The 21,527-nt window shown below is 54.0% G+C and carries 22 protein-coding genes; 10 read left to right on the top strand and 12 right to left on the bottom strand.

Translation table 11 applies throughout. From position 1 onward, the window contains the following. Positions 1 to 129 precede the first annotated feature (129 nt). On the top strand, positions 130 to 1,314 hold the full coding sequence (locus ACFE7X_RS12755; protein WP_375436051.1) for an App1 family protein: 1,185 nt from the start codon (positions 130 to 132) through the stop codon (positions 1,312 to 1,314). A gap of 32 nt (positions 1,315 to 1,346) precedes the next feature. Here ACFE7X_RS12755 and ACFE7X_RS12760 read toward each other — a convergent pair whose 3' ends face one another. The 6 genes from ACFE7X_RS12760 to ACFE7X_RS12785 all read right to left on the bottom strand — a co-directional run bounded on the left by ACFE7X_RS12760 (position 1,347) and on the right by ACFE7X_RS12785 (position 7,285). After that, entirely contained in the window at positions 1,347 to 1,799 is a 453-nt protein-coding gene (locus ACFE7X_RS12760; RefSeq protein WP_375436052.1) for a YybH family protein, read from the bottom strand. A 52-nt stretch (positions 1,800 to 1,851) separates the two neighbouring features. Then, positions 1,852 to 2,598, bottom strand: a complete 747-nt coding sequence (gene mtgA, locus ACFE7X_RS12765) for a monofunctional biosynthetic peptidoglycan transglycosylase (RefSeq protein ID WP_375436053.1) — start codon at positions 2,596 to 2,598, stop codon at positions 1,852 to 1,854. 161 nt (positions 2,599 to 2,759) lie between these two features. After that, positions 2,760 to 3,770: a zinc-binding alcohol dehydrogenase family protein gene (locus ACFE7X_RS12770; RefSeq protein ID WP_375436054.1), complete on the bottom strand. Its 1,011-nt coding sequence runs from the start codon at positions 3,768 to 3,770 to the stop codon at positions 2,760 to 2,762. A gap of 104 nt (positions 3,771 to 3,874) precedes the next feature. Then, on the bottom strand, positions 3,875 to 4,702 hold the full coding sequence (locus tag ACFE7X_RS12775) for an amidohydrolase family protein (RefSeq protein WP_375436055.1): 828 nt from the start codon (positions 4,700 to 4,702) through the stop codon (positions 3,875 to 3,877). A 41-nt stretch (positions 4,703 to 4,743) separates the two neighbouring features. Further along, positions 4,744 to 5,994, bottom strand: a complete 1,251-nt coding sequence (gene fucP / locus ACFE7X_RS12780; protein ID WP_375436056.1) for an L-fucose:H+ symporter permease — start codon at positions 5,992 to 5,994, stop codon at positions 4,744 to 4,746. Positions 5,995 to 6,382: 388 nt separating this feature from the next. Then, positions 6,383 to 7,285 carry an aldo/keto reductase gene (locus ACFE7X_RS12785; protein WP_375436057.1) on the bottom strand — a complete coding sequence of 301 codons (903 nt, stop codon included), beginning with the start codon at positions 7,283 to 7,285 and terminating at the stop codon, positions 6,383 to 6,385. Between the two features lie 513 nt (positions 7,286 to 7,798). Between ACFE7X_RS12785 and ACFE7X_RS12790 the strand changes: the two genes are divergently transcribed. From ACFE7X_RS12790 to ACFE7X_RS12800, 3 genes are all read left to right on the top strand, one after another. Further along, positions 7,799 to 8,827 (top strand): LacI family DNA-binding transcriptional regulator, encoded by a 1,029-nt coding sequence (locus tag ACFE7X_RS12790; protein WP_375436058.1) that lies wholly within the window; start codon positions 7,799 to 7,801, stop codon positions 8,825 to 8,827. A gap of 241 nt (positions 8,828 to 9,068) precedes the next feature. Beyond that, the gene (locus tag ACFE7X_RS12795; protein WP_375436059.1) at positions 9,069 to 9,701 is read left to right on the top strand and encodes an LON peptidase substrate-binding domain-containing protein; all 633 of its coding nucleotides are present in this window, start codon (positions 9,069 to 9,071) and stop codon (positions 9,699 to 9,701) included. A 129-nt stretch (positions 9,702 to 9,830) separates the two neighbouring features. Continuing rightward, positions 9,831 to 11,069, top strand: a complete 1,239-nt coding sequence (locus tag ACFE7X_RS12800; protein ID WP_375436060.1) for a metallophosphoesterase — start codon at positions 9,831 to 9,833, stop codon at positions 11,067 to 11,069. An 88-nt stretch (positions 11,070 to 11,157) separates the two neighbouring features. Here the strand turns inward: ACFE7X_RS12800 and ACFE7X_RS12805 are convergent, their stop codons facing one another. Both ACFE7X_RS12805 and ACFE7X_RS12810 read right to left on the bottom strand, forming a co-directional pair. Further along, positions 11,158 to 12,072, bottom strand: coding sequence for a diacylglycerol/lipid kinase family protein (locus ACFE7X_RS12805; protein WP_375436061.1), 915 nt, complete (start codon positions 12,070 to 12,072; stop codon positions 11,158 to 11,160). A 50-nt stretch (positions 12,073 to 12,122) separates the two neighbouring features. Continuing rightward, on the bottom strand, positions 12,123 to 12,932 hold the full coding sequence (locus ACFE7X_RS12810) for a M48 family metallopeptidase (protein ID WP_375436062.1): 810 nt from the start codon (positions 12,930 to 12,932) through the stop codon (positions 12,123 to 12,125). Between the two features lie 282 nt (positions 12,933 to 13,214). Between ACFE7X_RS12810 and ACFE7X_RS12815 the strand changes: the two genes are divergently transcribed. Next, entirely contained in the window at positions 13,215 to 13,409 is a 195-nt protein-coding gene (locus tag ACFE7X_RS12815; RefSeq protein ID WP_375436063.1) for a hypothetical protein, read from the top strand. 96 nt (positions 13,410 to 13,505) lie between these two features. On the opposite strand, the gene ACFE7X_RS12820 is transcribed toward ACFE7X_RS12815, so the two are convergent. Further along, complete coding sequence (locus ACFE7X_RS12820) at positions 13,506 to 14,165, bottom strand: murein L,D-transpeptidase catalytic domain family protein (protein ID WP_375436064.1); 660 nt, start codon at positions 14,163 to 14,165, stop codon at positions 13,506 to 13,508. 292 nt (positions 14,166 to 14,457) lie between these two features. Here ACFE7X_RS12820 and ACFE7X_RS12825 point away from each other — a divergent pair, with 292 nt between their 5' ends. After that, a complete protein-coding gene (locus ACFE7X_RS12825) occupies positions 14,458 to 14,844 on the top strand; it encodes a hypothetical protein (RefSeq protein ID WP_375436065.1) in 387 nt (128 codons plus the stop codon). A 186-nt stretch (positions 14,845 to 15,030) separates the two neighbouring features. On the opposite strand, the gene ACFE7X_RS12830 is transcribed toward ACFE7X_RS12825, so the two are convergent. Beyond that, positions 15,031 to 15,435, bottom strand: coding sequence for a hypothetical protein (locus ACFE7X_RS12830; protein ID WP_375436066.1), 405 nt, complete (start codon positions 15,433 to 15,435; stop codon positions 15,031 to 15,033). 242 nt (positions 15,436 to 15,677) lie between these two features. After that, positions 15,678 to 16,148 carry a hypothetical protein gene (locus ACFE7X_RS12835; RefSeq protein ID WP_375436067.1) on the bottom strand — a complete coding sequence of 157 codons (471 nt, stop codon included), beginning with the start codon at positions 16,146 to 16,148 and terminating at the stop codon, positions 15,678 to 15,680. 760 nt (positions 16,149 to 16,908) lie between these two features. On the opposite strand from ACFE7X_RS12835, the gene ACFE7X_RS12840 reads away from it, so the two are divergent. Both ACFE7X_RS12840 and ACFE7X_RS12845 read left to right on the top strand, forming a co-directional pair. After that, complete coding sequence (locus ACFE7X_RS12840; RefSeq protein ID WP_375436068.1) at positions 16,909 to 18,531, top strand: ABC-F family ATP-binding cassette domain-containing protein; 1,623 nt, start codon at positions 16,909 to 16,911, stop codon at positions 18,529 to 18,531. A gap of 17 nt (positions 18,532 to 18,548) precedes the next feature. Next, positions 18,549 to 19,367, top strand: a complete 819-nt coding sequence (locus tag ACFE7X_RS12845; RefSeq protein ID WP_375436069.1) for a hypothetical protein — start codon at positions 18,549 to 18,551, stop codon at positions 19,365 to 19,367. A gap of 99 nt (positions 19,368 to 19,466) precedes the next feature. Here the strand turns inward: ACFE7X_RS12845 and ACFE7X_RS12850 are convergent, their stop codons facing one another. Further along, a complete protein-coding gene (locus ACFE7X_RS12850) occupies positions 19,467 to 19,637 on the bottom strand; it encodes a lmo0937 family membrane protein (RefSeq protein WP_375436070.1) in 171 nt (56 codons plus the stop codon). A 348-nt stretch (positions 19,638 to 19,985) separates the two neighbouring features. Between ACFE7X_RS12850 and ACFE7X_RS12855 the strand changes: the two genes are divergently transcribed. Together ACFE7X_RS12855 and msrA are read left to right on the top strand one after the other, a co-directional pair. Then, a complete protein-coding gene (locus tag ACFE7X_RS12855) occupies positions 19,986 to 20,876 on the top strand; it encodes a 3-hydroxybutyryl-CoA dehydrogenase (protein ID WP_375436071.1) in 891 nt (296 codons plus the stop codon). A gap of 329 nt (positions 20,877 to 21,205) precedes the next feature. Further along, on the top strand, positions 21,206 to 21,527 hold a 322-nt coding region (msrA, locus tag ACFE7X_RS12860; RefSeq protein ID WP_375436072.1), incomplete at its 3' end, for a peptide-methionine (S)-S-oxide reductase MsrA.

The raw sequence follows: 21,527 nt of genomic DNA on the forward strand, positions 1-21,527 counted from the left end.
TCTGCTAACCTGAGAACTTACCAAGGCCAGTTGCAATTGCAACTGGCCTTTTTGCTTGCGTGCAGCACCTGCGTTCAAGGTGCGTTAAACACAAGCATCAAATTCCGCTTTACCCGCGTACTTGCGGATATGTCTATACTCAACAAGCTTGGCGACCTAGCCGACCGCGCCGACGACCTCCTAACCCGCACCCGCGCCCGGCTGGGTTTCTTGCACCCCCTGCAAATCGTACCGTACCGCAGCTACGGCACCAACACGCGCCTCTACGTGAAAGGCCGCCTGCTCACCGATAAAGGCATTGGCGAGCCCGGCGAGGGCGATTCGCGCTGGCACAATCTGCTCAACATGTACCGCCGCTTCGAGAGCAACGAAATCAGCGGCGCGCAACTGCTCGTGCAATCCACCGATGGCACCCAGCACCCAGTAGTGACCGATGAAGAAGGGTATTTCACGCTGAACCTAGCGCCTGAAAGCCTGCCCGAGCCAATAGATTTTATGTGGTACCCAGTGGAAGTACTGCTGCAACAGGCGCCGCATCCCTTCCCCACTCCACCCGGCCTGCGGGCAGCAGCGCCAGTTCTTATTCCGCCCGCCGACGCCGAATACGGCATCATCTCCGACCTCGACGATACCGTTATTCAAACGTCGGCCACTGATTTACTGCTCATGGCCCGTACCGTACTCGTGCGCAATGCCCATTCGCGGCTCCCTTTCAAGGGCGTAGCCGAGTTTTACCGGGCTTTGCAGCTAGGCCGCAACGGCAAGCGCAACAATCCTTTTTTTTACGTCAGTAGCTCGCCCTGGAACCTTTACGACTTGCTGGAGGACTTTTTGGCCTTGAACAAGATACCACCCGGCCCGCTTCTGCTGCGCGATTTCGCTGTTGGCGGCAAGAAATCAAGCGACGCCACGGCACACCACGGTCATAAGCTCAAGGAAATCGACAACCTGCTGCTCACTTATCCCAAACTACAGTTCGTACTTATCGGCGACTCGGGGCAGGAGGATGCCAACATCTACCGGGAGGTAGTGCGTCGCCACCCCGGCCGCATCCTGGCCATCTACATCCGCGACATTCTGAAGCGGCCCGACCGCGCCGCTATGGTCGAGCGGGTCAGCGAAGAGCTCCGCAACGACAAGGTGGAAATGCTGTTGGTGCAAGACACCGTACAAGCTGCCGAACATGCCGCTAAAAACAACCTTATTTTTCAGGAAGCTATACCGGCCGTGCAGCAAGAAAAGCACAAAGACGAAACCGCCGATACCGAAAACGATTTGGACGGCGAAGGCACCGGCAAGCCGGTAATGCAGTGAGAACCTTGGTTAAATAACAAAGCAAGCTGCTCTTAATTCGAATGGTCGGCGACGATGACCCACTGGCCGTTCAGGTGGCGCAGCACGAGTAGGTAGTGCCCTTGCAAATCGCCGAGGCCCGGACGGGTAAGGTGCCAACGGCCTACTACATGGGCGGCGTTGGAGCCATCGGGGGTGACGCGGAGGTTGCTGAAGCGGAGCTGGCCCATGGCGGCCGCATCGGGGTAGTTGCGGCGGTAGTTGTCGAGGGTGGGTTGCCAGCCGTAGGTCAGGCCGCGCTTGCCGATGAACACCAGCGAATCCGAGCGCCAGTACCCTTGCATGAAGCCGGCTACGTCGCCGCGGTTCCAGGCCGCGGTTTGGGTGGCCAGCAATTGCGTGATGGCGCGCCGCGTTTGGGCGGGGGTTTCAATGGTTTTAGCAGCCGGCGAAGAGGTGCAGGCCGCTAGCGCCGCCAGGCTGAGGGTGAGGGGAAAGGGCTTCATGAGGCCCAAGATAACAGAATAGCCCGCCGGGGCTTTCGCAGGAGGCACTTATCTACTCTTCGATCAGTTCCTGCACGTACGCTTTGCCGCCCAGGCGACGCATGTTGCGCAGCACCCGCTGTTGTTTGGCGCGCGCTTGGGGGCCCGGGTTGCTGGCCCGAAAACGCAACGGATTGGGCAGTACGCCGGCCAGCAACGCGGCTTCACTGGCCGTGATACGGTCGGCTGGTTTGCGGAAGTAGCGCTGCGAGGCGGCCTCCACGCCAAAAGTGCAGTCGCCCATTTCGGCCACGCTCAAATACATTTCCATGATGCGCCGCTTGCTCCACAGCAACTCGATAAGCACCGTAAAATATGCTTCGGCCGCCTTGCGGACGTAGCTGCGCCCCTGCCACAGGAACACGTTTTTGGCTACTTGCTGCGAGATAGTGCTACCGCCGCGTAGCCGCTTGCCGCTGCTGAAGTTGTACTTCGCGGCATTCCACAGGGCATTGCCATCGAAACCGTGGTGCAGCAAAAAGCGTTGATCCTCGGCCGCAATAAGCGCCAACGGCACCTGCGGCGACACTTCATCAAGCCCCCTGAAGTAGTAGCGGATGCGCCGGTCGTCTTCCCGAATGCCGTAGTAGCCTTTTCCGACAGGAGCGTAAGCGCGACGGTCGAGCATCAGCCAGGTGGCCGGCGGCGACACCCAACGGTACATCAGCACCCAGGCCACCGAAGTTAAAAACAGGGCCACTACCACTTGCAACAGCACCTGCCGGGTCCGTCGCCACACTTTTTTGTAATCCGTTGCCACGCCTGAATCTCCTTAGAGCCGCCCGCGGCCAAAACAGCCACCGCAGCGGCAAAAGTAGCGGAATTTGCCCCTCCAGACGACAAATTTCGGCGCTTGATCTGCATTCTTACAAGCCACTAGCCCCTGCAAATTCACAGACGTACCCCACGAAGCGGCACTAGCTACTCCAATTCTACCATAGCTTTAATTACGCCCGTGGCCGGGTCGAGCCAACTGGCAAACTCTGCCTGCACCTGATGAAAGGGCACTCGGTGGGTGATGTAGGTAGTGGGCTGCACTAGGCCCGCTTTCATTGAGGCAATGACGTGCTCGAAGTCTGCGCGGGTGGCATTGCGGCTGCTCATCAGCGTGGCTTCGCGCTTGTGAAACTCGGGGTGGCTGAAGCTGATGTCGCCTTTCTGCAAACCGACCAGCACGTAGCGGCCACCGTGGGCGAGGTAGCTAAAGGCCTTGTTGATGGCTTTCAAACTACCGGTGGCATCAATTACCACGGTGGGCATGTCGCCGTGGGTGATGGCGCGCAGTTGCTCGGCCACGTCCGGCGACAGGGCGTTGATGGTGTGGGCTACCTGCAATTTGTCTTCACAGAAAGTAAGGCGCTGCTCGTTGATATCGAGGGCAATGACGTGGGCCCCGGCAATGCGAGCAAACTCCATGATGCCCAGGCCTATGGGCCCTGCTCCTACCACCAACACGTATTCGGCGGGTTTCACGCCGGCCCGGCGTACGCCATGCGCTCCAATGGCAAGCGGCTCTACCAGCGCCAACTCGTCGTAGCTTAGCCCCTGGCCGTGCACCAACGAATAAGCCGGCACCGACAGATACTCGCCCATACCACCGTCGGAGTGCACCCCGCACACGTTGATGTGGGTGCAGCAGTTAAGCAAACCCGAGCGACAGGCAATGCAAATGCCGCAGTTGAAATACGGAATAAACGTGACGGCCTCGCCCGTTTCGAAGCCGGGCACGGCCGTTACCAACTCGCCCGCCAATTCGTGCCCGAGTACCCGCGGGTAAGTGAAAAACGGCTGGGTGCCCTCGTAGGCGTGCAGATCGGTGCCGCAGATGCCGATGCGCCGAATGCGCAGCAGCGCCTGCCCTTCCTGCGCGGTGGGCAACGTCCGATTTTCGTAGCTAAACTGGCCGGGTTCAATGCAAATCAAGGTATTCATGGCAACTTATGTTTCGTTTAAAAGAAAGCTCTAATCGTTCCGCTTCAGCAAAAACAGTGAGCAAGGCGTCGGCGAGGTGACACCCGTTGACAGTAACTTATTCGTTATAGCTTATAGAATGCCACGGCGTTTTCACCCCAGAAAAGGGCTTGTTCGTGCGCCGATAAGGTGGCGACATACTGCTGCACCAAATTCACGACGGCGTCGTAACCGCCGGCTACTTCGCACACCGGCCAATCCGAGCCAAACAGTACTCGTGCTGACCCAAAGGCTTCGAAAACAACCTCTAGGTAGGGTTGAAAATCTTGCGGCTGCCACTGCTTCCAATGGGCCTCCGTCACCATACCCGACACCTTGCACCACACGTTTTCGTGGGCGGCCAGGGCGCACAGGTCTTGCTCCCAGCCGTTTAGTTGCTGCGCCTTAATGTTGGGCTTGGCAATATGGTCGAGCACGAACGGCTGGTTGGGAAAGTTGGCTACCAGTTCCCGCGCGTAGCCGAGCTGATCGGGGAAGACGAGCAAGTCGTACGTGAAGCCGTGCTGCTGGAGTGCGGCTATGCCGCGCTGAAAATCGGGTAGCAGCATAAGCGCCCGGTTCGTCTCGCCTTGTAATACATGGCGAAACCCCTTCATCTTGTCGAACTGGCGGTAGTAGGCAAGCCGCTCGCCTACGTTGTCGGCCTGCAAATCAACCCAGCCCACCACGCCTTTGATGAAGCTGTGCTGGGCGGCATTAGCAAGCTGAAACGCATTTTCCGCCTCCGACTGGTCGGACTGCACGACCACGCAGCCTTCAAAGCCGTTTCTATCCAGTAGAGGCTTTAAATCAGCGGGAGAGAAACTGCGTTGAATGGCCGCCATTTCACTGTTGATCCAAGCGTCGCGCACCGGATCGTACTGCCAGAAATGCTGGTGAGCGTCAATTTTCATGCTGATTCACGTAGACTACAAGATTTTTCAACGAAACCAACTTAGTGCGCCGTGGTAAGCTGGACTTTCTTAACGCCAATATTCTTTAGGGCGAAATAAAACACCACCAGAAAGCACAACGCTGGCACAAGGTAGGCCACTTGGATAGAGCTAGCATCCGAGACTCGGCCCATGATAACAGGGAAAATAGCGCCGCCCACAATGGCCATGATGACCAGCGAGGACCCTACTTTGGTTTTAGCGCCTAAACCGCGGATGCTAAGCGAAAAGATGGTCGGGAACATAATCGACATAAAGAATTCCACCCCGATTAGCGCATAGATCGAGAACCCGCCCTTCAGCAATACGGCCAGCAGCACCAGAAAAAAATTGACGATGCTGTAGATTGCCAGCAGCCGCGACGCAGGAATGTAGCGCATGAGGAAGGTGCCGATAAAGCGGCCAATCATGAAGCCCAATAAAGCTCCTGCCAAGTACCGCGACGCTGATTTTTCGCCAATACCTGCCACTTGCTGGGCAAACCGAATAAAGAAGCTACTCACGCAGACTTGCGCCCCCACGTAGAAAAACTGCGCCAGCACCCCCAGCAACAGGTTTTTCTCCTGCAAAATAGGTCGCGACTCATCCTCGTTACGCTCTTGTTCCGCAATTTCGGGCAGGCGGGTGAAGTACAGCAGCACGGCCACGAGTAGCACGATGCTGCCAATTAGCAGAAACGGCACCTGCACCGAAGCGGCCTCGTGGTTGAGGTACGCATTGAGCTGCGGGCCCGACATGCTTGCCTCCTCGGCCTGCGTTAGCGTCCGGCCCGACAAAATGAACATGCCACCCAGAAACGGCGCCAACGTGGCCGCCAGCCCATTAAACGACTGCGCGAAGTTGAGGCGCTGCGTGGCTCCTTCGGGGTCGCCGAGCACGGTAATGTAAGGATTGGCGGCCGTTTCGAGGAAGGTGAGGCCGCAGGCAATTACAAAGAGGGCCGTCAGGAAAAAGGCGTACGAACGCGCCGCTGCTGCCGGATAAAACAGGAAAGCTCCCACCGCAAACAACGACAGCCCCAGCAGGATGCCTCCTTTGTAGCCGAAGCGCTTCATAAACTGCCCCGCGGGCAAAGCCAGCAGAAAATACGCTATGTAAGACGCCGAATCAATGAAAGCGGACTGCGCATCTGTCAGTTGGCAAGCCTTCTTGAGGTGCGGAATCAGGATGGGATTCAAGTTAAGCGCGAAGCCCCACAAGAAAAACAACGACGTAATCAGGAAAACGGCAAACGTACTTTTCCGGGCGGTCATAGAGCGGGCTTTAAAGGAAAGAGCTAAGAGAAAGAGCGGGTGAAGAACAATCCTGCTTGCGCGGCCATCAGCGGACCGAAGTGTCTTGCCTGCTGCGTAGCCAAAGTAAAAGATTGCTGCGCCGGACGAGATGCTTCCATCAGCCACAGCCCGTGCAAGCACAACCGCCTACCTGAATGGGCACTCAGTGCTACGAGTTAAGTTTTCCACCGAAACCTACTTCTGAAGCCTACTGCGTTGCGGCGGGTAGTATTGCTCGCATTGCGGGGGTTGCTGTTCTTTTCAGAATACTCCATAGGGGCAGGCTACTCGTTTAGGTGGAAGAGGAAAGCAGATTCTGCGCGAGTCGATGCCAGTTCCAGGGCTTGCTGCCGAGGCGTGCGTTAACTCAGGAATTCTCCCAGGTTTCGTTCTGCACGGGCTTTAAAATCTGCTGCACCTGCCGCAGCAAATCCTCATCGAGGGGTTCTTCAGCCCACCTGATGTTTTGCAACACGTTTTCGGGGCGCGCTGTGCTCACTAGCGTAGTAGCTATCTGCGGATCGTTTACGGCAAACTGGATGGCTAGCTTCTCAATAGGATAGCCGTTACGCTTGCAGAAGGCCGCCGCCACTTCTGCATGATGCTTCAGTTGCTCGGAAGCGGGATGCCAACTAGGCGCCCCCCGCTCGGAAAGCATGCCCATGGCCAAGTGGGAAGCATTGATAACCCCCACCCCGTGCTCTTTGAAGTAGGGCACGTAGTCGAGCAAGGTTTGGTCGTTGAGGCAGTAGTGGCAGAAAGACAGCACGGTTTCCACAGTGCCGGCCGGCACCCGGTCAATTACCTGTCGCAATTTCTCTAGCGGCAACCCCGTAATGCCAACGTGGCCCACCACACCCATGAGTTTCAGCGAAAGTAGCGCCGGCAGCGTTTCCCCAATAACCTGGTCTAGGTCGCTGAATTCAATATCGTGCACATTAATCAGGTCGATATAATCGACGTGCAGCCGCGCCAAGCTTTCCTCCACGCTTCGGATGGCCCGAATGGCGCTGTAGTCCCAGGTTTTCACGCCGTCCTGACCATAGCGGCCTACTTTGGTGGACAGGTAATACTTTTCGCGCGGTAGCTGTCGCAGGGCCTTCCCGAGCACAGCCTCGGCCTTCAGAAAGCCATAGTAGGGCGACACGTCAATGAAGTTCATGCCTTTCTCGACGGCCGCGCAGACGGTGTCAATGCCTTGCGTCTCGTCGATATCGTGGAAAACGCCGCCCAGGGACGACGCGCCCAAACTCAAGCAGGAAACTTCCATTCCTGTGTTACCTAACTTTCGGTAGTGCATGGTGGTCGCGGGGGAGTAACTAAGAAGTAGGAAACTTGATTTTTCGGCTGTCAAACAGGCCGCCTATTCAAGCAAAATTAGAAGCCTTCCATAGCTCCACAATCGGTTGTTTATAAATACTTCCGCAATGCTTTGCACAAACCTTTGCGGAGCATTATTTTTTGTTTGTGTGTTTGCCTGGTTACCTCCTTTCGGAGACGGAAGTTGTTTCAAGACAACTCTCTGTTCTTAAAAGAACTGCTCTGTTGCTTGAGCTAGCTATTAGCACTCGGCCGGTACAAGTAATCAGCGGGAAAAGCGTTACCTGCCTTCCACCTTGCCGCGGTAGCTGCAACACCGCGCGACTAGTTTAAGCTACCGTAACTCCCACTTAAGTTGATTCATGTTGCGTCTGAATAGCTGTCTTGCCGAGGCAGCAACCGAGAGCTGCCACCCGGAACACGAAATCTCACTAAGTTTGATTTCTTCAAACCGCCTGCCTGTATGAGCACACGCCATGTTTCATTGAAAACCATAGCCCAGGCTTTGAACGTGTCGGTGTCCACGGTTTCACGGGCTTTGCGCAACCACCCCGACATTGGGCCTGAGGTTACCCGAAAAGCGCAGGAGCTAGCGCGCGAACTACAATACATACCTAATCCGCTGGCCATCGGCTTGCTGAAAGACAAAACCAACACCATCGGCGTCATCGTGCCCGATTTGGTTACCTACTTCTTTTCTTCCATCATCAGCGGCATCGAGAGCCTAGCCAACGAGCACGGCTACTACATCGTGATTCGGTGCAGCTACGAGAGCTACGAGAAAGAAAAGGAATGTCTGGAGAACCTGTTGAAACTGCGCGTTGACGGCATTATTATGTGCTTGGCTCAGGAAACCCAGGATTATGCGCACTTCGATCATCTGTTAGAAACCGAAATACCGCTCGTTTTCTTTGACCGGGTATGTCGCCCCAGCGAGGTAGCTACCGTGGTGGTTGACAACCAACAGGCGGCTCGCCGCATTACGCGCCATTTTTTCGAGAGTGGCTACCGCCGAATAGCGCACATTGCGGGCCCGGCTCAGCTCAACATCACCCGCGAACGGATAGAGGGCTACAAGCAAGGCTTAGCGGAATGCCACTTGCCTTTCGATACTGCCCTGCTCGCCCACTGCGACCTTAGCATAGCCAGCGCCACGGCGGCCACCCAGCACTTGCTGGCCCTCCCTTCTCCCCCCGATGCTATTTTCGGGGTCAATGATACCACAGCCTTCGCGGCCATGAAGGAAATCAAGCGCCAACACCTCCGTATTCCGCAGGACGTTGGCTTGATTGGCTTCACCGATGAGTTTCACGCCACCGTAGTAGAGCCCACTTTGACTTCCGTGATGCATCCAACGTTTGAAATGGGCCGGGAAGCTGCCCTGCTTTTTCTGGCGCAAGTAGAAGCCAAGGATAGGATTACGCCCAGCCAAACGGTGCTTACCACGCAATTAGTTGTGCGCGAGTCTTCCATGAAAGGTCCCGTTAAGTAGAACTACCTAGCGGCAACGCGGCTGGGGGTGGGCCTTCAACTCGTAAAACAATTAGGTCTCAATGGCATTATTTCACTTAAATCCTCTGGATGTGCCGCCATGTCGGTGGTCTTTTTGTTTGTAGCTTATCTCGTCGGTAAGTGGTTTTACTTACCACGTTTCCGCAAGCCACTCTTTCCATAGTGCCCTTGCCTAGTCAGCGCCACCAAGAGAAGCCCCTAAAATCGCATTAACTGCTTGTATGCGCCAGCTTGCCTTATTTCCTTTAAATCTCGTCGTGTTTCCCGGCGAGAAGTTAAATCTGCACATTTTCGAGCCCCGCTACCGCCAACTGGTGCGCGACTGTTTGGGCGAGGGCATCACCTTCGGTATTCCCCCGTTCCTGAACGAAGCTGTGAGCCAGTTGGGCACAGAAATGAAGCTCCTCGATGTCGAGAAGAACTACACCAGCGGCGAGATGGACATTCGGACCCAGGCCGTCGGCGTGTTCCGGGTGGAAGAGTTTTATCGGCAGGCCCCGGGCAAGTTGTACGCTGGGGGCTTGGTGGAAGACCTTGCCGACGACAACCGCACGGATATTCTGCTGCAAAAACGCATTTCTGAACAATTGCAGCAACTTTATGATGTACTAGGGTTGCGCAAGCTCATGCAGGAGCTGCCCGCCAATTTTCGGGTCTATGACGTGGCGCATCACTTAGGCCTTAGCACCGAGCAAGAGTATCAGCTGCTGGAGGCGCTTACGGAGGCGGAGCGGCAGGAAATTGTGCTGGAACATTTAGAACACATTCTGCCAGTGCTGCTGGAAACCGAACGGTTGAAAGAACGAGTCCGCTTGAACGGCCACTTCAAAAACCTCACTCCTCCCAACTTCTGAGTTTCGGGCAAAGCCACTTGTTGCTTGGCTGGGCCACTAATCTACTAAAACCGACGAGCCCGCTTGGAATAAACAAACGCAAGCCGCTGGTTTTCACGTATAGAGGCGAGTATCGTTTATTTTTTTGCATTGGCTGTTTTTCCTTCCCTCCTACTGTACGCAACGTTAGCGGCGGTTCTGCTTTCGGCTGTGTGGCTGCTGCTGCGCTACTGGCAGGAACGGCAATATCGACGCCGGCCCTACGTGGCGCCCGCCCGCAACGACTGGCCCCTGCATTTGCCCGTGGCGGCGGAAGGGCCGCAACACCGCGTGGCCTTGCTCGGTGACCCCGGCGCCGTTGCTACCGACGGCACCGACCCCCTTCTACAGCTTCTTGGCAGGTGGCAACAGGATACGGGCCCGGCCGGTACCGTCGTCATCCTCGGCGACAATGTGTATCCCACTGGCTTGCCCGCCGCTGATAGCCCTGGCCGCCCTGCCGCCGAGAAGCGCCTCAACACGTTGCTCGATGTACTGCGCACCTTCCCTGGCCGGGTGGTATTCTTGAGCGGCAACCACGACTGGAACAAGGGCCGGCCCGATGGCTATGCGTATCTGCTGCGCCAGGAGGCCTACATTGCCGAGCAACTGCCGTCGGCGCTTTACTTGCCCTCTGGCGGCGTGCCCGGCCCGGTTACGGTGCAGTTGGCCGAGGATGTGCTGCTGGTAGTGCTCAACACGCAATGGTGGGTGCAAAACGGTACTCGCCCAGCGTCCGACCCGAAAGAACCGTTCCGGCAGTTACAGCAGATTCTGAATGCCAACCGGCATCAGCGCGTACTAGTGGCCGGGCATCATCCGCTGTACTCTAATGCGCTGCACGGTGGAAAATTCACGGCTAAGCAGCACGTTTTCCCTTTAACTACGGTGCACAAGCGGGCGTATCTGCCTTTGCCACTCATTGGGTCGTTGCTGCCGCTCTACCGCAAGGTGGTGGGGGCCGCCGAAGACATGGCCCACCCCCGCTACCGGAGAATGCGCCGCCGCTTGCTCCGAGTGCTGCATCAGTTTCCCAACATCATCTATGCCGCTGGCCACGACCATAATTTGCAGTACTTCCATCGGTATGGTGGGCACTACCTCGTGAGTGGCGCCGGCAGCAAAACGGCTTTTGTGCAGAAAGGTGGTAATGCCACGTTCGTGCACGAACACAAAGGCTTTTTCAGCATCGATTTTTACGAAAACGGAGAAGCTTGGCTACGCACGCTGGAACCAGGTGCCAACCAGGATACGCCGGAAGTGTTTCGCCAACGGCTGCTGCCGGGCCCAGTAGTGGCTCCGCCCGTAGTAGCAACGGGTCTGCTCACCGAGTCGGTAACAGGGGCGTAAGAAGTTGCTGCTGCATTAGCCTTAGCCGCAACCTAGCTTTTACGTCTGTGGCTCAAAAGTCTGCTTTCGCTGCTGAAAAGTGCCCTCTTCACTCGTTGGGCATCGGCACTAATACCTGTAAGCTGTGGTGATTTATTTCCACCTTCACGGGGGTAGGCAGCGTTTTTGGCTCGCCATCAATCTGCACTAGCACTTCCTGCTCTCCCGGCACCGTTATACTCGCTTGGCGGCAGCACAGCCGGCGTGTGTAGACTGAGGTATCGAAGCCGCTGGTGTACAGGTCGTAGAGGATGCCCGGGGCGGCAGCGTTAGGAAAGGGCTCAATCACACAGATTTCGAACTGTCCATCATCCAAGTCACTATCGGGGTTGATAATTACGTTGCTACCAAACGTGTTGGCATTAGCAATAGTCACCATGAACGCCGGACCCTCCCAGGTCTCTTGGTCGGTTTCGATGCGGTAAGCCGCTGGCTCGTAGCTAAGAAACTCCTGAGTGGCAATGCGTACATAGGCACCCGGCCCGCGCGTGTCGCCTTGGTCGAAGCGCTCCACAACGAGGGCATTGAAGCCAAGGTCGGCTAGATGCGCCGAGAAATTCCCTCCAATTTGCAGCGTATCAATAATGCGCAGTTGGTGGCGCCAAATTAGGTTTAAAGCTTCCGCGGTGTCTTGTGGAATACCCAAGTCTTTAGATAACCCGTTACCCGAGCCAAGGGGCAGAATACCAAGCGGAATTGCTTTGTTTACCAGTGCCTCCGCCACCAAACTCACGGTCCCATCACCCCCGGCCGCAAACACAGCATCAAACGTGTGTTGGATGAGGTAGTCTCGCAGCTTGGTGAGGTCGTCGGTGCCAGTTGTATGATAAAAGACGGCGGTGCGACCCCGCTCGGTGCAATAAGTGGTTATGGTTTGCTCTAGCTCGGCTTTGTCGATGTCGCCAGAAATTGGGTTCAGCACAAACAACAGGTGGCGAAGCAAAGTAGGTGCGGCAGCAGTCATCGAAGTGCTATTCGTGGAATGGCCGAAAGATACCTTTATACGGTGAGTTCTTACGGTTTCAAGTTGCCGGGCATGCCTTGGGGAAACTCGGCGGCAATTTCTTGCTCTAGGTGGCCGATACGGTTGCCAGGATTAGGGTGCGTGCTCAAAAACTCGGGCTGCCGTCCGCTGCCCCCATTCTGCTCCAATATCTGCATTACTTGCACCATGGCACGCGGGTCATAACCAGCTTGGGGCGTGTAATCGACGGCCAATCGGTCGGCTTCCAACTCGTCGTTGCGGCCGTAGCGCAACGTCAGTAGCTTACCGACCATGGCGGCGGCGGCCGAGGCTGCCAGCGTGCCAGGACGGTCTGGGTCGTACATGCCAATAGCAGCGGCCCCCGTCAGGCCCTGCGTCAACTTGGATTTGGCAATCTGCTCGGCCGAATGACGGCCCACCACATGCCCGATTTCGTGAGCCAACACGCCCGCAACCTGGCCTTCGGTGGTGAGGTGCTTAAGCAACCCCGCCGTAATGAAAACCTGCCCGCCCGGTAAGGCAAAAGCGTTGATGGTGTTTTCGTCGGCGAGCAGGTGGAACTGAAACTTGTAAGGACTTTGGCTGGCTTTGGTGCTACGCACTATTTGCTGGCCAATTTGCTCTACACGGCTTGCCGCTTCCCGATTAGGATGCAAACCACCGTACTGCTGCGCCATTTGGGGAGCGGCCTGCAAGCCGAGAGCTATTTCCTGTTCGGCCGTCATGTCTACGTGCTGTACTTCACCCGTTACTTCGTTCACGGAACGTTTGCAGTAGTAGGTAACAAGCGTAAACCCTGCCATCAGCAGAGCAATAATATAACGAAGATTTCCTCTCATGGCAGTAGGTGGAAAAGCGGGATGGAACGTTCGGCTTCCTACGCAAGGAAGGCCAGTTGGGCTTGTAACGCGCCTTTCCTGGAAGAGTTACCGAGAAGCGAAAGAGCACGATACAATTGCTTGGCCAGTGATGTTCAACCCATCGACTAGCACTAGCCTGTTGTGCTATACTCAATCCAACCTACTAAAATTATACGTTCTTATTTATATACCTAAATTAAGGCAGATACCGTATCAGGCTTGTTCTCCCTTTTCCGTTTACCATCCATTTGAAGTCCCCTTATGAATCAGAAACGCACTTTCGGTTCTTTGCTTACCATCTTGGGCATTATTGGCATTATTTACGGCGCCCTCGGATTCCTGCATATGGCAGGCGTAAGCCTAAGCAAAATCAACTCGCTGGTTCCTTTTGGCGTCGGCCTGATTTTCTTTTTTGCCGGCATTAACCTAGTGAAAGCCACCGGCGACCGAGCTTAAAATTGAGTTTAAACAAGTATCCCTGACCACTGCGCCAGCCTACTGTGTGAGTAGACTGGCGCAGTGGTCAGGGATACTTGTTTTGCAAGGCCTAGCTTAGCTCCCAGACAACCCTTGCCGCTGCGCAAAAGCCATCAGGGCCGGGTTGAGTTGCAGCAACCCCGAAGCGTAGTGCACTTGGCTTGGCCCGTGCGCATAGATGACAGTCCCTCCTTGAATGGCCCGGATGATAGCTGAACTTTGCTTGGCGGGCAGCGCTGGGCACCCTTGGCTACGCCCCAAGCGCCCATGTTGGCGCACGAATTCTTCGCTCACGTAGTCGGCGCCGTGTACCACTACCGCCCGGCTGGCCGCATTGGTATTGTAGCCTGGATCTTGGCCGTGCAGCTTCAATGACAGCCCGTGTTTGCCCTGGTACGTAGCGCCCGTGGTGTAGAAACCCAAGCTGCTCATCTCAGAGCCTTCTCGGTTGGAAAAAGTACGGGCCAAATCCTCTCCCGTATTTCTGCCATGGGCTACCAGCGAATGAAACAGCACCGTTTGTTTTTTTAAATCAATCACCCACAGGCGCTTTTGCCGGCTGGAACGCTCGAAATCAATGATGGTCAGTACTGGGCGAGTCGGCGAAACCTGGCCGCGCTGGCTAAGGCTATAGTAGCCCATCAGCGCCTCGCGGTAAACGTTGGCCGGCACTCCGTAATTCACCAGTTTGGTCTTTATGTAGCTGGTTAGCACATACTGCTCGAAAGCGGCCATGTACTGTGCCCGTCGCAGTTCAGCGCTTGGTTTGGGTGCCTTCCCAGTCCGTAGATTAGGGGCAGCAGAAGAACGCGAAGCAACAGAGGAAAAAACAAAACACGCAGTTACTAGTAGCGTGGTAAAGGCAGTCGTTATCTTGGTCATCGGCTAAGCTGTCGGACAAAGGCAAACAAGGCGGCAATTGCAGTGAAATAACAACGCCAGAATTACAATAATAGTACTTTAGCGTAACATCTATTGTTGGCAGCAACCATTTTGTAAAGCTTGCCAGTTCCCACCACTCACATTTATGTTGCTTTATCGTCTCTCGTTGCTGAGTGTTTGTTTGCTTTTGCTTACTGCGTGCGGCCGTTCTCGCCCCGTCTTACCGGGCCTCGACACCACTACTTGGCGCCAAGATCCGTATGGCTGCCGAAACCTCCGTGCGGTACAAGCCAAGTCTTTTCTGAAAGCTAAAGAACAGTTATACGGCAATACTACGGCCACAATAGAGGAACTTTTGGGTCGTCCCGACGAGGAAGAACTAGCCGAACAAACCGAGAAAACCTACTACTACTACCTCGTACCCGGACCACAATGTGAACCAGGCCATCAACGTTCCGGGGTCAACAAGCTAAGTATTCACTTCGGTGCGCTCGGCACCGTCACGGAAGTGCTGACTGAGCGACCCTTGTAGAGAACAATAGTATTATTTACATGCTACAATAGCCTTTGAAGGCACTTGTGCACGTACATGTGCCTGATGCTACTTGGGTACGCCTGCTAATTTTTAATTTAAAAGAGGCGCTTCTTGTATTGGAAGCGCCTCTTTGTGTAAGCTATACTTACCATAACTTATAAATGTCAAAGTTAGGTTAGCGGTTTAGCCAACCCCTCCCCCGGTTGTGTCGGCCGTGCTCGGAAGGTCATCGCGGCGCTGCTCACTGCGTAAAACACTGAGCTGGCTAGGGGTAAGAATGCGGCTGCATTCTGCTTCGTATTGCGACTCTAACTCGCTGATACGGGCCTGCTGCTCAACTACATCGTCTTTATACTGCCAGGCTATTTCATCTAGACGCGTTAGTCTGATTTGATTAACTGCCCGTAATCGGATGTATTGTGCTTCGTTTAAGCGCAGACTATTGCAAGTCTGCCGTGTAACCTCCTGAAGGTGTGTAACTGAAAATCCGCTGGTTCCGGGTAGCTCGGCATGACGGTCTTGCTTTTGAGCGCTTGCCGCTTCAACTGAACCGATAAGTAGTAATAAAGCAACTAAGATTGGTTTCATGGCTGACAGAAAAGGTTAAGAATTATTGGGGTAGAATGAGAAGCGGAGCCGAACTAAAGTAAAATTATACTCACTTTATTTAATACAAATATATGTTACCAGAGTTACACTAACAACAAAAAAACCAATTTTTTTATTTTAATAGTAATATCACATCGCAAAGACCTTAGCAAACAATTTTATACAATAAAAAAGCCTAGCTTTCTCACGAAAACCAGGCTCTCTAAGACCTTTCATACTAGTTATTCGATTCCTTCTATTGGTTTATGATCAGGGCTTTTGAAGTACTGCATGGCCACGAGCGTAATGATGGCACCTACCATAGCACCTTGCAAGAGAATTGCGAGGAACGCAATGGTAATTGACAGATCAAACCCAAACAAGTCGCGGGCATGAATCTGATCCATAATATTCGGCCAAATCAGCGTGCACAAAACGAAAGCTAAGCCAAAAGCAAGAGAGGAAATGGCAGCCGTCATAACGCCAGTAGCGAAGCCTTGCAAATAGGGCATCCGGTCGCGCTTGGCCCGCTTGAAATTGGCAATGGCCAAGCAAACTCCAACGGCCATTATTGCAAAATTCAGGAAACTGAATTCGATACGGTCAGCCCAGCCTGCAACAATAGCCACTGAAAAGTATACTGCCATAGCTAGCGCCGTAAGCAAGCCGTAGCGGATTCCATTGGTTTCAGGAGTAATTTGAGCGTCGTTCATAGCGAGTACAGATTGAAGTTGGATGGGAGAGTAAAAGGAGCTCACTAGGTCTTGCCTGCTTAGGCACAGGCGGTTTACCCAAAAGGCTGCTTTTGCTCTTAATACCGGAATTGAGCCACTATAGTTGGGGTAAACGCTATTTTTTTCGCTCGCTTTGGCTACCCTAAAAGATTATCTGCTTTTTATTTAACGACAGCAGCGCACTGTAGAGCTGTTATTTCGAGGGTTGCGCAAAGTGCTGCTTGCACCTACAGTTGCGGCCGATGGAATCTGCCTGCGCGAACTCAATTGCTGGCCAATGTTCTTGATGTCGGCGCGTGCATGGCCGAAGCATATTATAGCCACGCAACCAACAAGCAAGGTTCTTGTTGCCAAATCTTGCAGAACAGTCATTTACAACACACCTGCCGTAACTGACAGCTTAGCTCAAACGAAAGGGCTCAATAAAGTTGGGAACATGTATTCCAATTAACGTGTTGCAATAAACCAGCCTGAACCCATTGCTGAGTTGGTTCTGTTATAGTTAGAGCCAGCAACCAGTGTATTGCCAAGGCGACCAACAAGGCCGTCATTTAGGGACCCAAGCAGGTAGCTATTACTCTCACGCTTATAAGCGCATCGTCAACTTGGCGACTTATCGTAATGTCTTTACTTAGAAAACCTTGCGCGTAAGCTGGCAAGCCTACATTTTGCGTAATTTTGCGCCCGGTTACTTTTTTGTTGCTGAAGTTCTACTCGTTTCTCCGTCTTTCTCCTACATATGATTAGCACCTCCAACGTCAGCCTGCGCTATGGCAAGCGTGTATTGTTTGAAGACGTTACTATAAAATTCATGCCCGGCAACGTGTATGGCCTTATTGGGGCCAACGGTGCTGGCAAATCAACCTTCTTGAAAATTCTATCGGGCGAAATCGAGCCCAACACGGGCTCGGTGACGATGCCACCGAATGCGCGCCTTTCGGTGTTGCGCCAGGATCAGTTTGCTTACGATGCCCTGCCCGTACTTCAGACCGTAATTCAGGGGCACGAGCGGTTGTGGAAGGTGATGGAGGAAAAAGACGCGCTGTACGCCAAGGCTGATTTTTCGGATGCCGATGGCGAGCGGGCGGCCGAGTTGGAAGGCGAGTTTGCCGACCTTGAGGGCTGGAATGCCGAGTACGAAGCGGCCGAACTGCTGTCGGGCTTGGGCATTGCCGAAGACAAGCACTACACCCAGATGGGCGACCTAGGCACCTCCGACAAGGTACGCGTCTTGCTGGCTCAAGCCTTGTTTGGCAACCCCGACGTACTGCTGCTCGACGAGCCAACCAACGGCCTCGACGCCGAAACCGTGCTCTGGCTGGAGAACTTCCTCGACTCGTTTCAGAACACCGTGATTGTGGTTAGCCACGACCGGCACTTCCTAGATGCCGTCTGCAATTACATGGCTGACCTCGACTTCTCGAAAATCACCATGTATCCCGGCAACTACTCGTTCTGGTACGAGTCGTCGCAGTTAGCTATGCGGCAACGGCAGGATGTAAACAAGAAAACTGAAGACAAACGCAAGGAACTCGAAGAATTTGTTCGTCGCTTTTCAGCAAATGCCTCGAAGAGCAAGCAGGCTACTTCTCGCCAGAAGTTGCTCCAGAAGCTTACGCTCGAAGAAATTAAGCCTAGCTCGCGGAAGTACCCTTACATTGCCTTCAAGCCCGAGCGCGAAGCGGGCAACCAGCTCCTGACCGTTGAAAATCTGAGCAAGAAAGTAGACGGACAAACGGTGTTTCGAAACGCGTCGTTTTCGCTCGATAAAAAAGATAAAGTGGCCATCATTGGCCGCGACGACCGGGCCGCTTCCCTCCTCTTCGACATCCTGTTCGAGCAGATTCGGCCTGACACCGGCGACTTCAAGTGGGGCACGACCATTACGCCTTCCTACTTTCCCAAGGAAAACTCCGAGTTCTTTGATACCGACTTAAACCTAGTGGATTGGCTGCGCCAATACTCGACGGAGAAAGACGAGTCATTTATCCGGGGCTTCCTGGGCCGGATGTTGTTTTCGGGCGAGGAGTCACAGAAGAAGTCGAACGTGTTGAGCGGGGGTGAAAAAGTGCGCTGCATGCTCAGTAAGATGATGATGGAGTCGGGAAACGTACTGGTTCTCGACGACCCAACCAACCATTTGGACTTGGAAAGCATCACTGCCTTGAATAACAGCTTGGGTGAGTTTGGCGGCACGTTGCTCTTTGCTTCCCACGACTTGCAATTCATTCAGACTGTAGCCAACCGCATTATAGAGCTTACGCCCGATGGCATCATCGACCGGCGCATGAGCTATGAAGAATACTTGGCGGATGAAACCATCAAAGCACTCCGCCAGCGCAAATACCAATTAGTCTCCTAACTGCGTTACCTCCAGGTATGAACGCTCTGCAACGCCCCCTATTCGCAATTCTCCTGGTTGGTGCCGGGTTGCTGGCCGCTCCTGCTGCCTTCGCCCAGCGCACCGACAGCACCTCGACGGTGAAACCTCAGTTGAACACGGCGCCTCCCGGCGGGGCGCCGCGGCCAGTTCCTGCCCCCAACACGCCCGCCCCGCGCCAGCAGGTGCCCGTGCCCGTACCGCCGCCCGCCGACGAACCGGTTCCGACTCGTCCTTCCACCAGTAGTCCTTCCGGCTTGGAGCTACCAAGCCGCCCGGGCGTAGCTGCCCCACCACCGCCATTGCGCAAGTATTTCTTATACACCAACTTCGGGTTGGGGTACACTAGCTACTTTGGTGATGGTCAATTTAATGCGAGCATTGCACCGGCCCTTGGTATCCGAATTTCAGAGAAATTTGCAATCGGTCCTGGCGTAAGCTACTCGTACACCAATAATACTTATTCCGACTACACTCAACAGCTGTATAAGTATCCTCGGAACGTAATATCCAACAACGTTGGCTTGAAAGCATTTGCTCAATACATGGTGTACAAGCAGTTCTTCTTACACGCTGAGTATGAAGTAACCCGCGCCAATGCAAAATTCACCTACCAAGGGCAGGGCTATGAGCGTAACCGAACACTTAAAACGCCGCTCGGGGGAGCTGGTTACCGCAGCTCGTTTAGCGACAGAATAGCCGCTGATATAGTAGTGCTTTACAACTTCAATGATGGTCTGGACACGGATGGTAATAGCACCTCTCCTTATGGCCAGCCCGAAATACGCCTCAACCTGCTCATTAATCTAGGCAAATAGTCAATGGCATAAAACACAAAAAAGCCTCCCGAGTTATCGGGAGGCTTTTTTGTGTTTTCAGACTAAATACTCAAGAAGCAATTAACCTCATTACGGAAGTTATACAACCCGCCCGCCACGGATTACACGCAGCAAGATGGCAATAATGGCAATTACCAACAGAATGTGAATCAAGCTGTTGTTTTGCAGGCCGGTACCTAGAATGCCGAAGAAACCCAAGGCCCAGATTAGGATGAGGACGACGGCAATGATGTACAATAGATTTCCCATGGTGGATGGAATTGAATGAGAGAGATGGAAAGGAAAGCTCCGGCTTCGCAAGGGGAATTGCGGGTTAGTAAGCTGAGCTGCGGATTTGTACGCGGGGGGCTCTAAAAGGATATATAGACTTTAAAAAATCTTGTCTTTTAATTCCGCGTTTCCATAAAAGTACCTCTAGCGAGGAGCTAAAGCACTTTTTGCGAACGATAAATTTCTTGCGTTTCCTAAAACATTTAGGACAGGCATCTGCTCTCACAGCAGTTGCCCTGGCAGCCGAGGTTTTCAGATTAGCTTTGTTGTCGCCGGTTTGCTGCCGGCAGGTTACCTCTTCCCACCCCCTTTTATTGTTTTTGTAGCATGATGCATGTCGCCGTTATTGGCTCAGGTACAATGGGCAATGGCATTGCCCACGTCTTTGCTTTGCACGGGTTTTCCGTCGCCCTCATCGACATCAACCAGTTGGCCCTAGACAAAGCCCTTAAAACCATCGGCAAAAACCTGGACCGTCAGGTGGCCAAGGGCAGCCTGACGGAAACCGACAAAATCGCCACCCTCGGGCGCATTCAAACTACTACCAGCATTGCCGATGGTGTGCGCGACGTGCAACTGGTAGTGGAAGCAGCCACCGAGAATGTGGAGTTGAAACTCCAAATCTTTCGCGACTTAGATCAGCACGCACCGCAGGAGGCCATTTTGGCATCCAATACGTCTTCCATCTCCATCACCAAAATAGCGGCCGTCACCAAGCGCCCAACTCAGGTTATCGGGATGCACTTCATGAACCCAGTGCCCGTAATGAAGCTGGTGGAAGTGATTCGGGGCTATGCTACTTCGGATGCGGTAACGGAACAGGTAATGGACCTTTCGCGCCAGCTCAGCAAAACGCCCACCGAAGTAAACGACTACCCTGGTTTCGTGGCCAACCGCATTCTGATGCCGATGATCAACGAGGCCATCATCAGCTTGTTTGAGGGCGTTGCTGGCGTCGAGGAAATAGACACGGTAATGAAACTGGGCATGGCGCACCCGATGGGGCCCCTGCAACTAGCCGATTTCATTGGCTTGGACGTGTGTTTGGCCATTTTGCGCGTATTACACGAGGGCCTCGGCAACCCAAAATATGCGCCCTGCCCCCTGCTGGTTAATATGGTGATGGCGGGCCGTTTGGGCGTAAAATCCGGCGAAGGTTTCTATAAGTACACCGCTGGCTCAAAAGAGTTGGTGGTAGCGGACCGATTCCGGAAGTAGGGTTTAGTTGAATGTAGTCGTAGGGCTGCTTTCGCAAGAAGACACTACAACGATATTCTTGCTTTCGAAAACGGATTGTTTTATTGAAACAAGCTCTTGACGCTCGTATAGACGTCAGGGGCTTGTTGCTTTTGAAGTGAAAGGCTATGCAGCAGAAACGGATTTGCTACGCCTCCTTATCAGAATAGCAGTGAGAAGGCCTCAGTAAACTTTTCCGCTCGATATTCTCTTTTACTCGTATAGGCTACTTTTCAAGCTCGACTAGACGAGAATTTGTCCGGTATCGGCTTGAAAGAGGATTCGCTTAACTCAATAAGATTCTTCATACTATGGAACTCGCAACTTTTGGAGCCGGCTGCTTTTGGTGCGTCGAGGCTGTCTTTCAAGATCTTCAGGGCGTGCAAAAAGTGGTTTCGGGCTATTCCAACGGCCGTATTGCCAACCCTACTTATCGGGAAGTGTGCAGTGGCCTTACTGGTCACGCCGAAGTCATTCAAATCACCTACGATCCGAAGGTGATTAACTTTGCTGAGCTGCTGGAGGTGTTCTGGAAAACCCACGACCCGACCGCCCTCAACCGCCAGGGCAACGACACCGGCACTCAGTACCGCTCCGGCGTGTACTACCACAACGACGAGCAGCGCCGGCTAG

Origin of the sequence: uncultured Hymenobacter sp. (genome assembly GCF_964242765.1) — a bacterium.
GTDB lineage: Bacteria > Bacteroidota > Bacteroidia > Cytophagales > Hymenobacteraceae > Hymenobacter.

Bases quoted from the DNA above. Each gene is read 5' to 3' on its own strand.
- ACFE7X_RS12810 (WP_375436062.1), bottom strand. From the start codon at position 12,932: ATGAGAGGAAATCTTCGTTATATTATTGCTCTGCTGATGGCAGGGTTT.
- ACFE7X_RS12845 (WP_375436069.1), top strand. From the start codon at position 18,549: ATGAACGCTCTGCAACGCCCCCTATTCGCAATTCTCCTGGTTGGTGCC.
- ACFE7X_RS12755 (WP_375436051.1), top strand. From the start codon at position 130: ATGTCTATACTCAACAAGCTTGGCGACCTAGCCGACCGCGCCGACGAC.
- ACFE7X_RS12795 (WP_375436059.1), top strand. From the start codon at position 9,069: ATGCGCCAGCTTGCCTTATTTCCTTTAAATCTCGTCGTGTTTCCCGGC.
- ACFE7X_RS12790 (WP_375436058.1), top strand. From the start codon at position 7,799: ATGAGCACACGCCATGTTTCATTGAAAACCATAGCCCAGGCTTTGAAC.
- ACFE7X_RS12855 (WP_375436071.1), top strand. From the start codon at position 19,986: ATGATGCATGTCGCCGTTATTGGCTCAGGTACAATGGGCAATGGCATT.
- ACFE7X_RS12805 (WP_375436061.1), bottom strand. From the start codon at position 12,072: ATGACTGCTGCCGCACCTACTTTGCTTCGCCACCTGTTGTTTGTGCTG.
- ACFE7X_RS12785 (WP_375436057.1), bottom strand. From the start codon at position 7,285: ATGGAAGTTTCCTGCTTGAGTTTGGGCGCGTCGTCCCTGGGCGGCGTT.
- ACFE7X_RS12835 (WP_375436067.1), bottom strand. From the start codon at position 16,148: ATGAACGACGCTCAAATTACTCCTGAAACCAATGGAATCCGCTACGGC.
- ACFE7X_RS12840 (WP_375436068.1), top strand. From the start codon at position 16,909: ATGATTAGCACCTCCAACGTCAGCCTGCGCTATGGCAAGCGTGTATTG.
- ACFE7X_RS12830 (WP_375436066.1), bottom strand. From the start codon at position 15,435: ATGAAACCAATCTTAGTTGCTTTATTACTACTTATCGGTTCAGTTGAA.
- ACFE7X_RS12825 (WP_375436065.1), top strand. From the start codon at position 14,458: ATGTTGCTTTATCGTCTCTCGTTGCTGAGTGTTTGTTTGCTTTTGCTT.
- fucP (WP_375436056.1), bottom strand. From the start codon at position 5,994: ATGACCGCCCGGAAAAGTACGTTTGCCGTTTTCCTGATTACGTCGTTG.
- ACFE7X_RS12770 (WP_375436054.1), bottom strand. From the start codon at position 3,770: ATGAATACCTTGATTTGCATTGAACCCGGCCAGTTTAGCTACGAAAAT.
- ACFE7X_RS12815 (WP_375436063.1), top strand. From the start codon at position 13,215: ATGAATCAGAAACGCACTTTCGGTTCTTTGCTTACCATCTTGGGCATT.
- ACFE7X_RS12760 (WP_375436052.1), bottom strand. From the start codon at position 1,799: ATGAAGCCCTTTCCCCTCACCCTCAGCCTGGCGGCGCTAGCGGCCTGC.
- ACFE7X_RS12850 (WP_375436070.1), bottom strand. From the start codon at position 19,637: ATGGGAAATCTATTGTACATCATTGCCGTCGTCCTCATCCTAATCTGG.
- ACFE7X_RS12775 (WP_375436055.1), bottom strand. From the start codon at position 4,702: ATGAAAATTGACGCTCACCAGCATTTCTGGCAGTACGATCCGGTGCGC.
- ACFE7X_RS12820 (WP_375436064.1), bottom strand. From the start codon at position 14,165: ATGGCCGCTTTCGAGCAGTATGTGCTAACCAGCTACATAAAGACCAAA.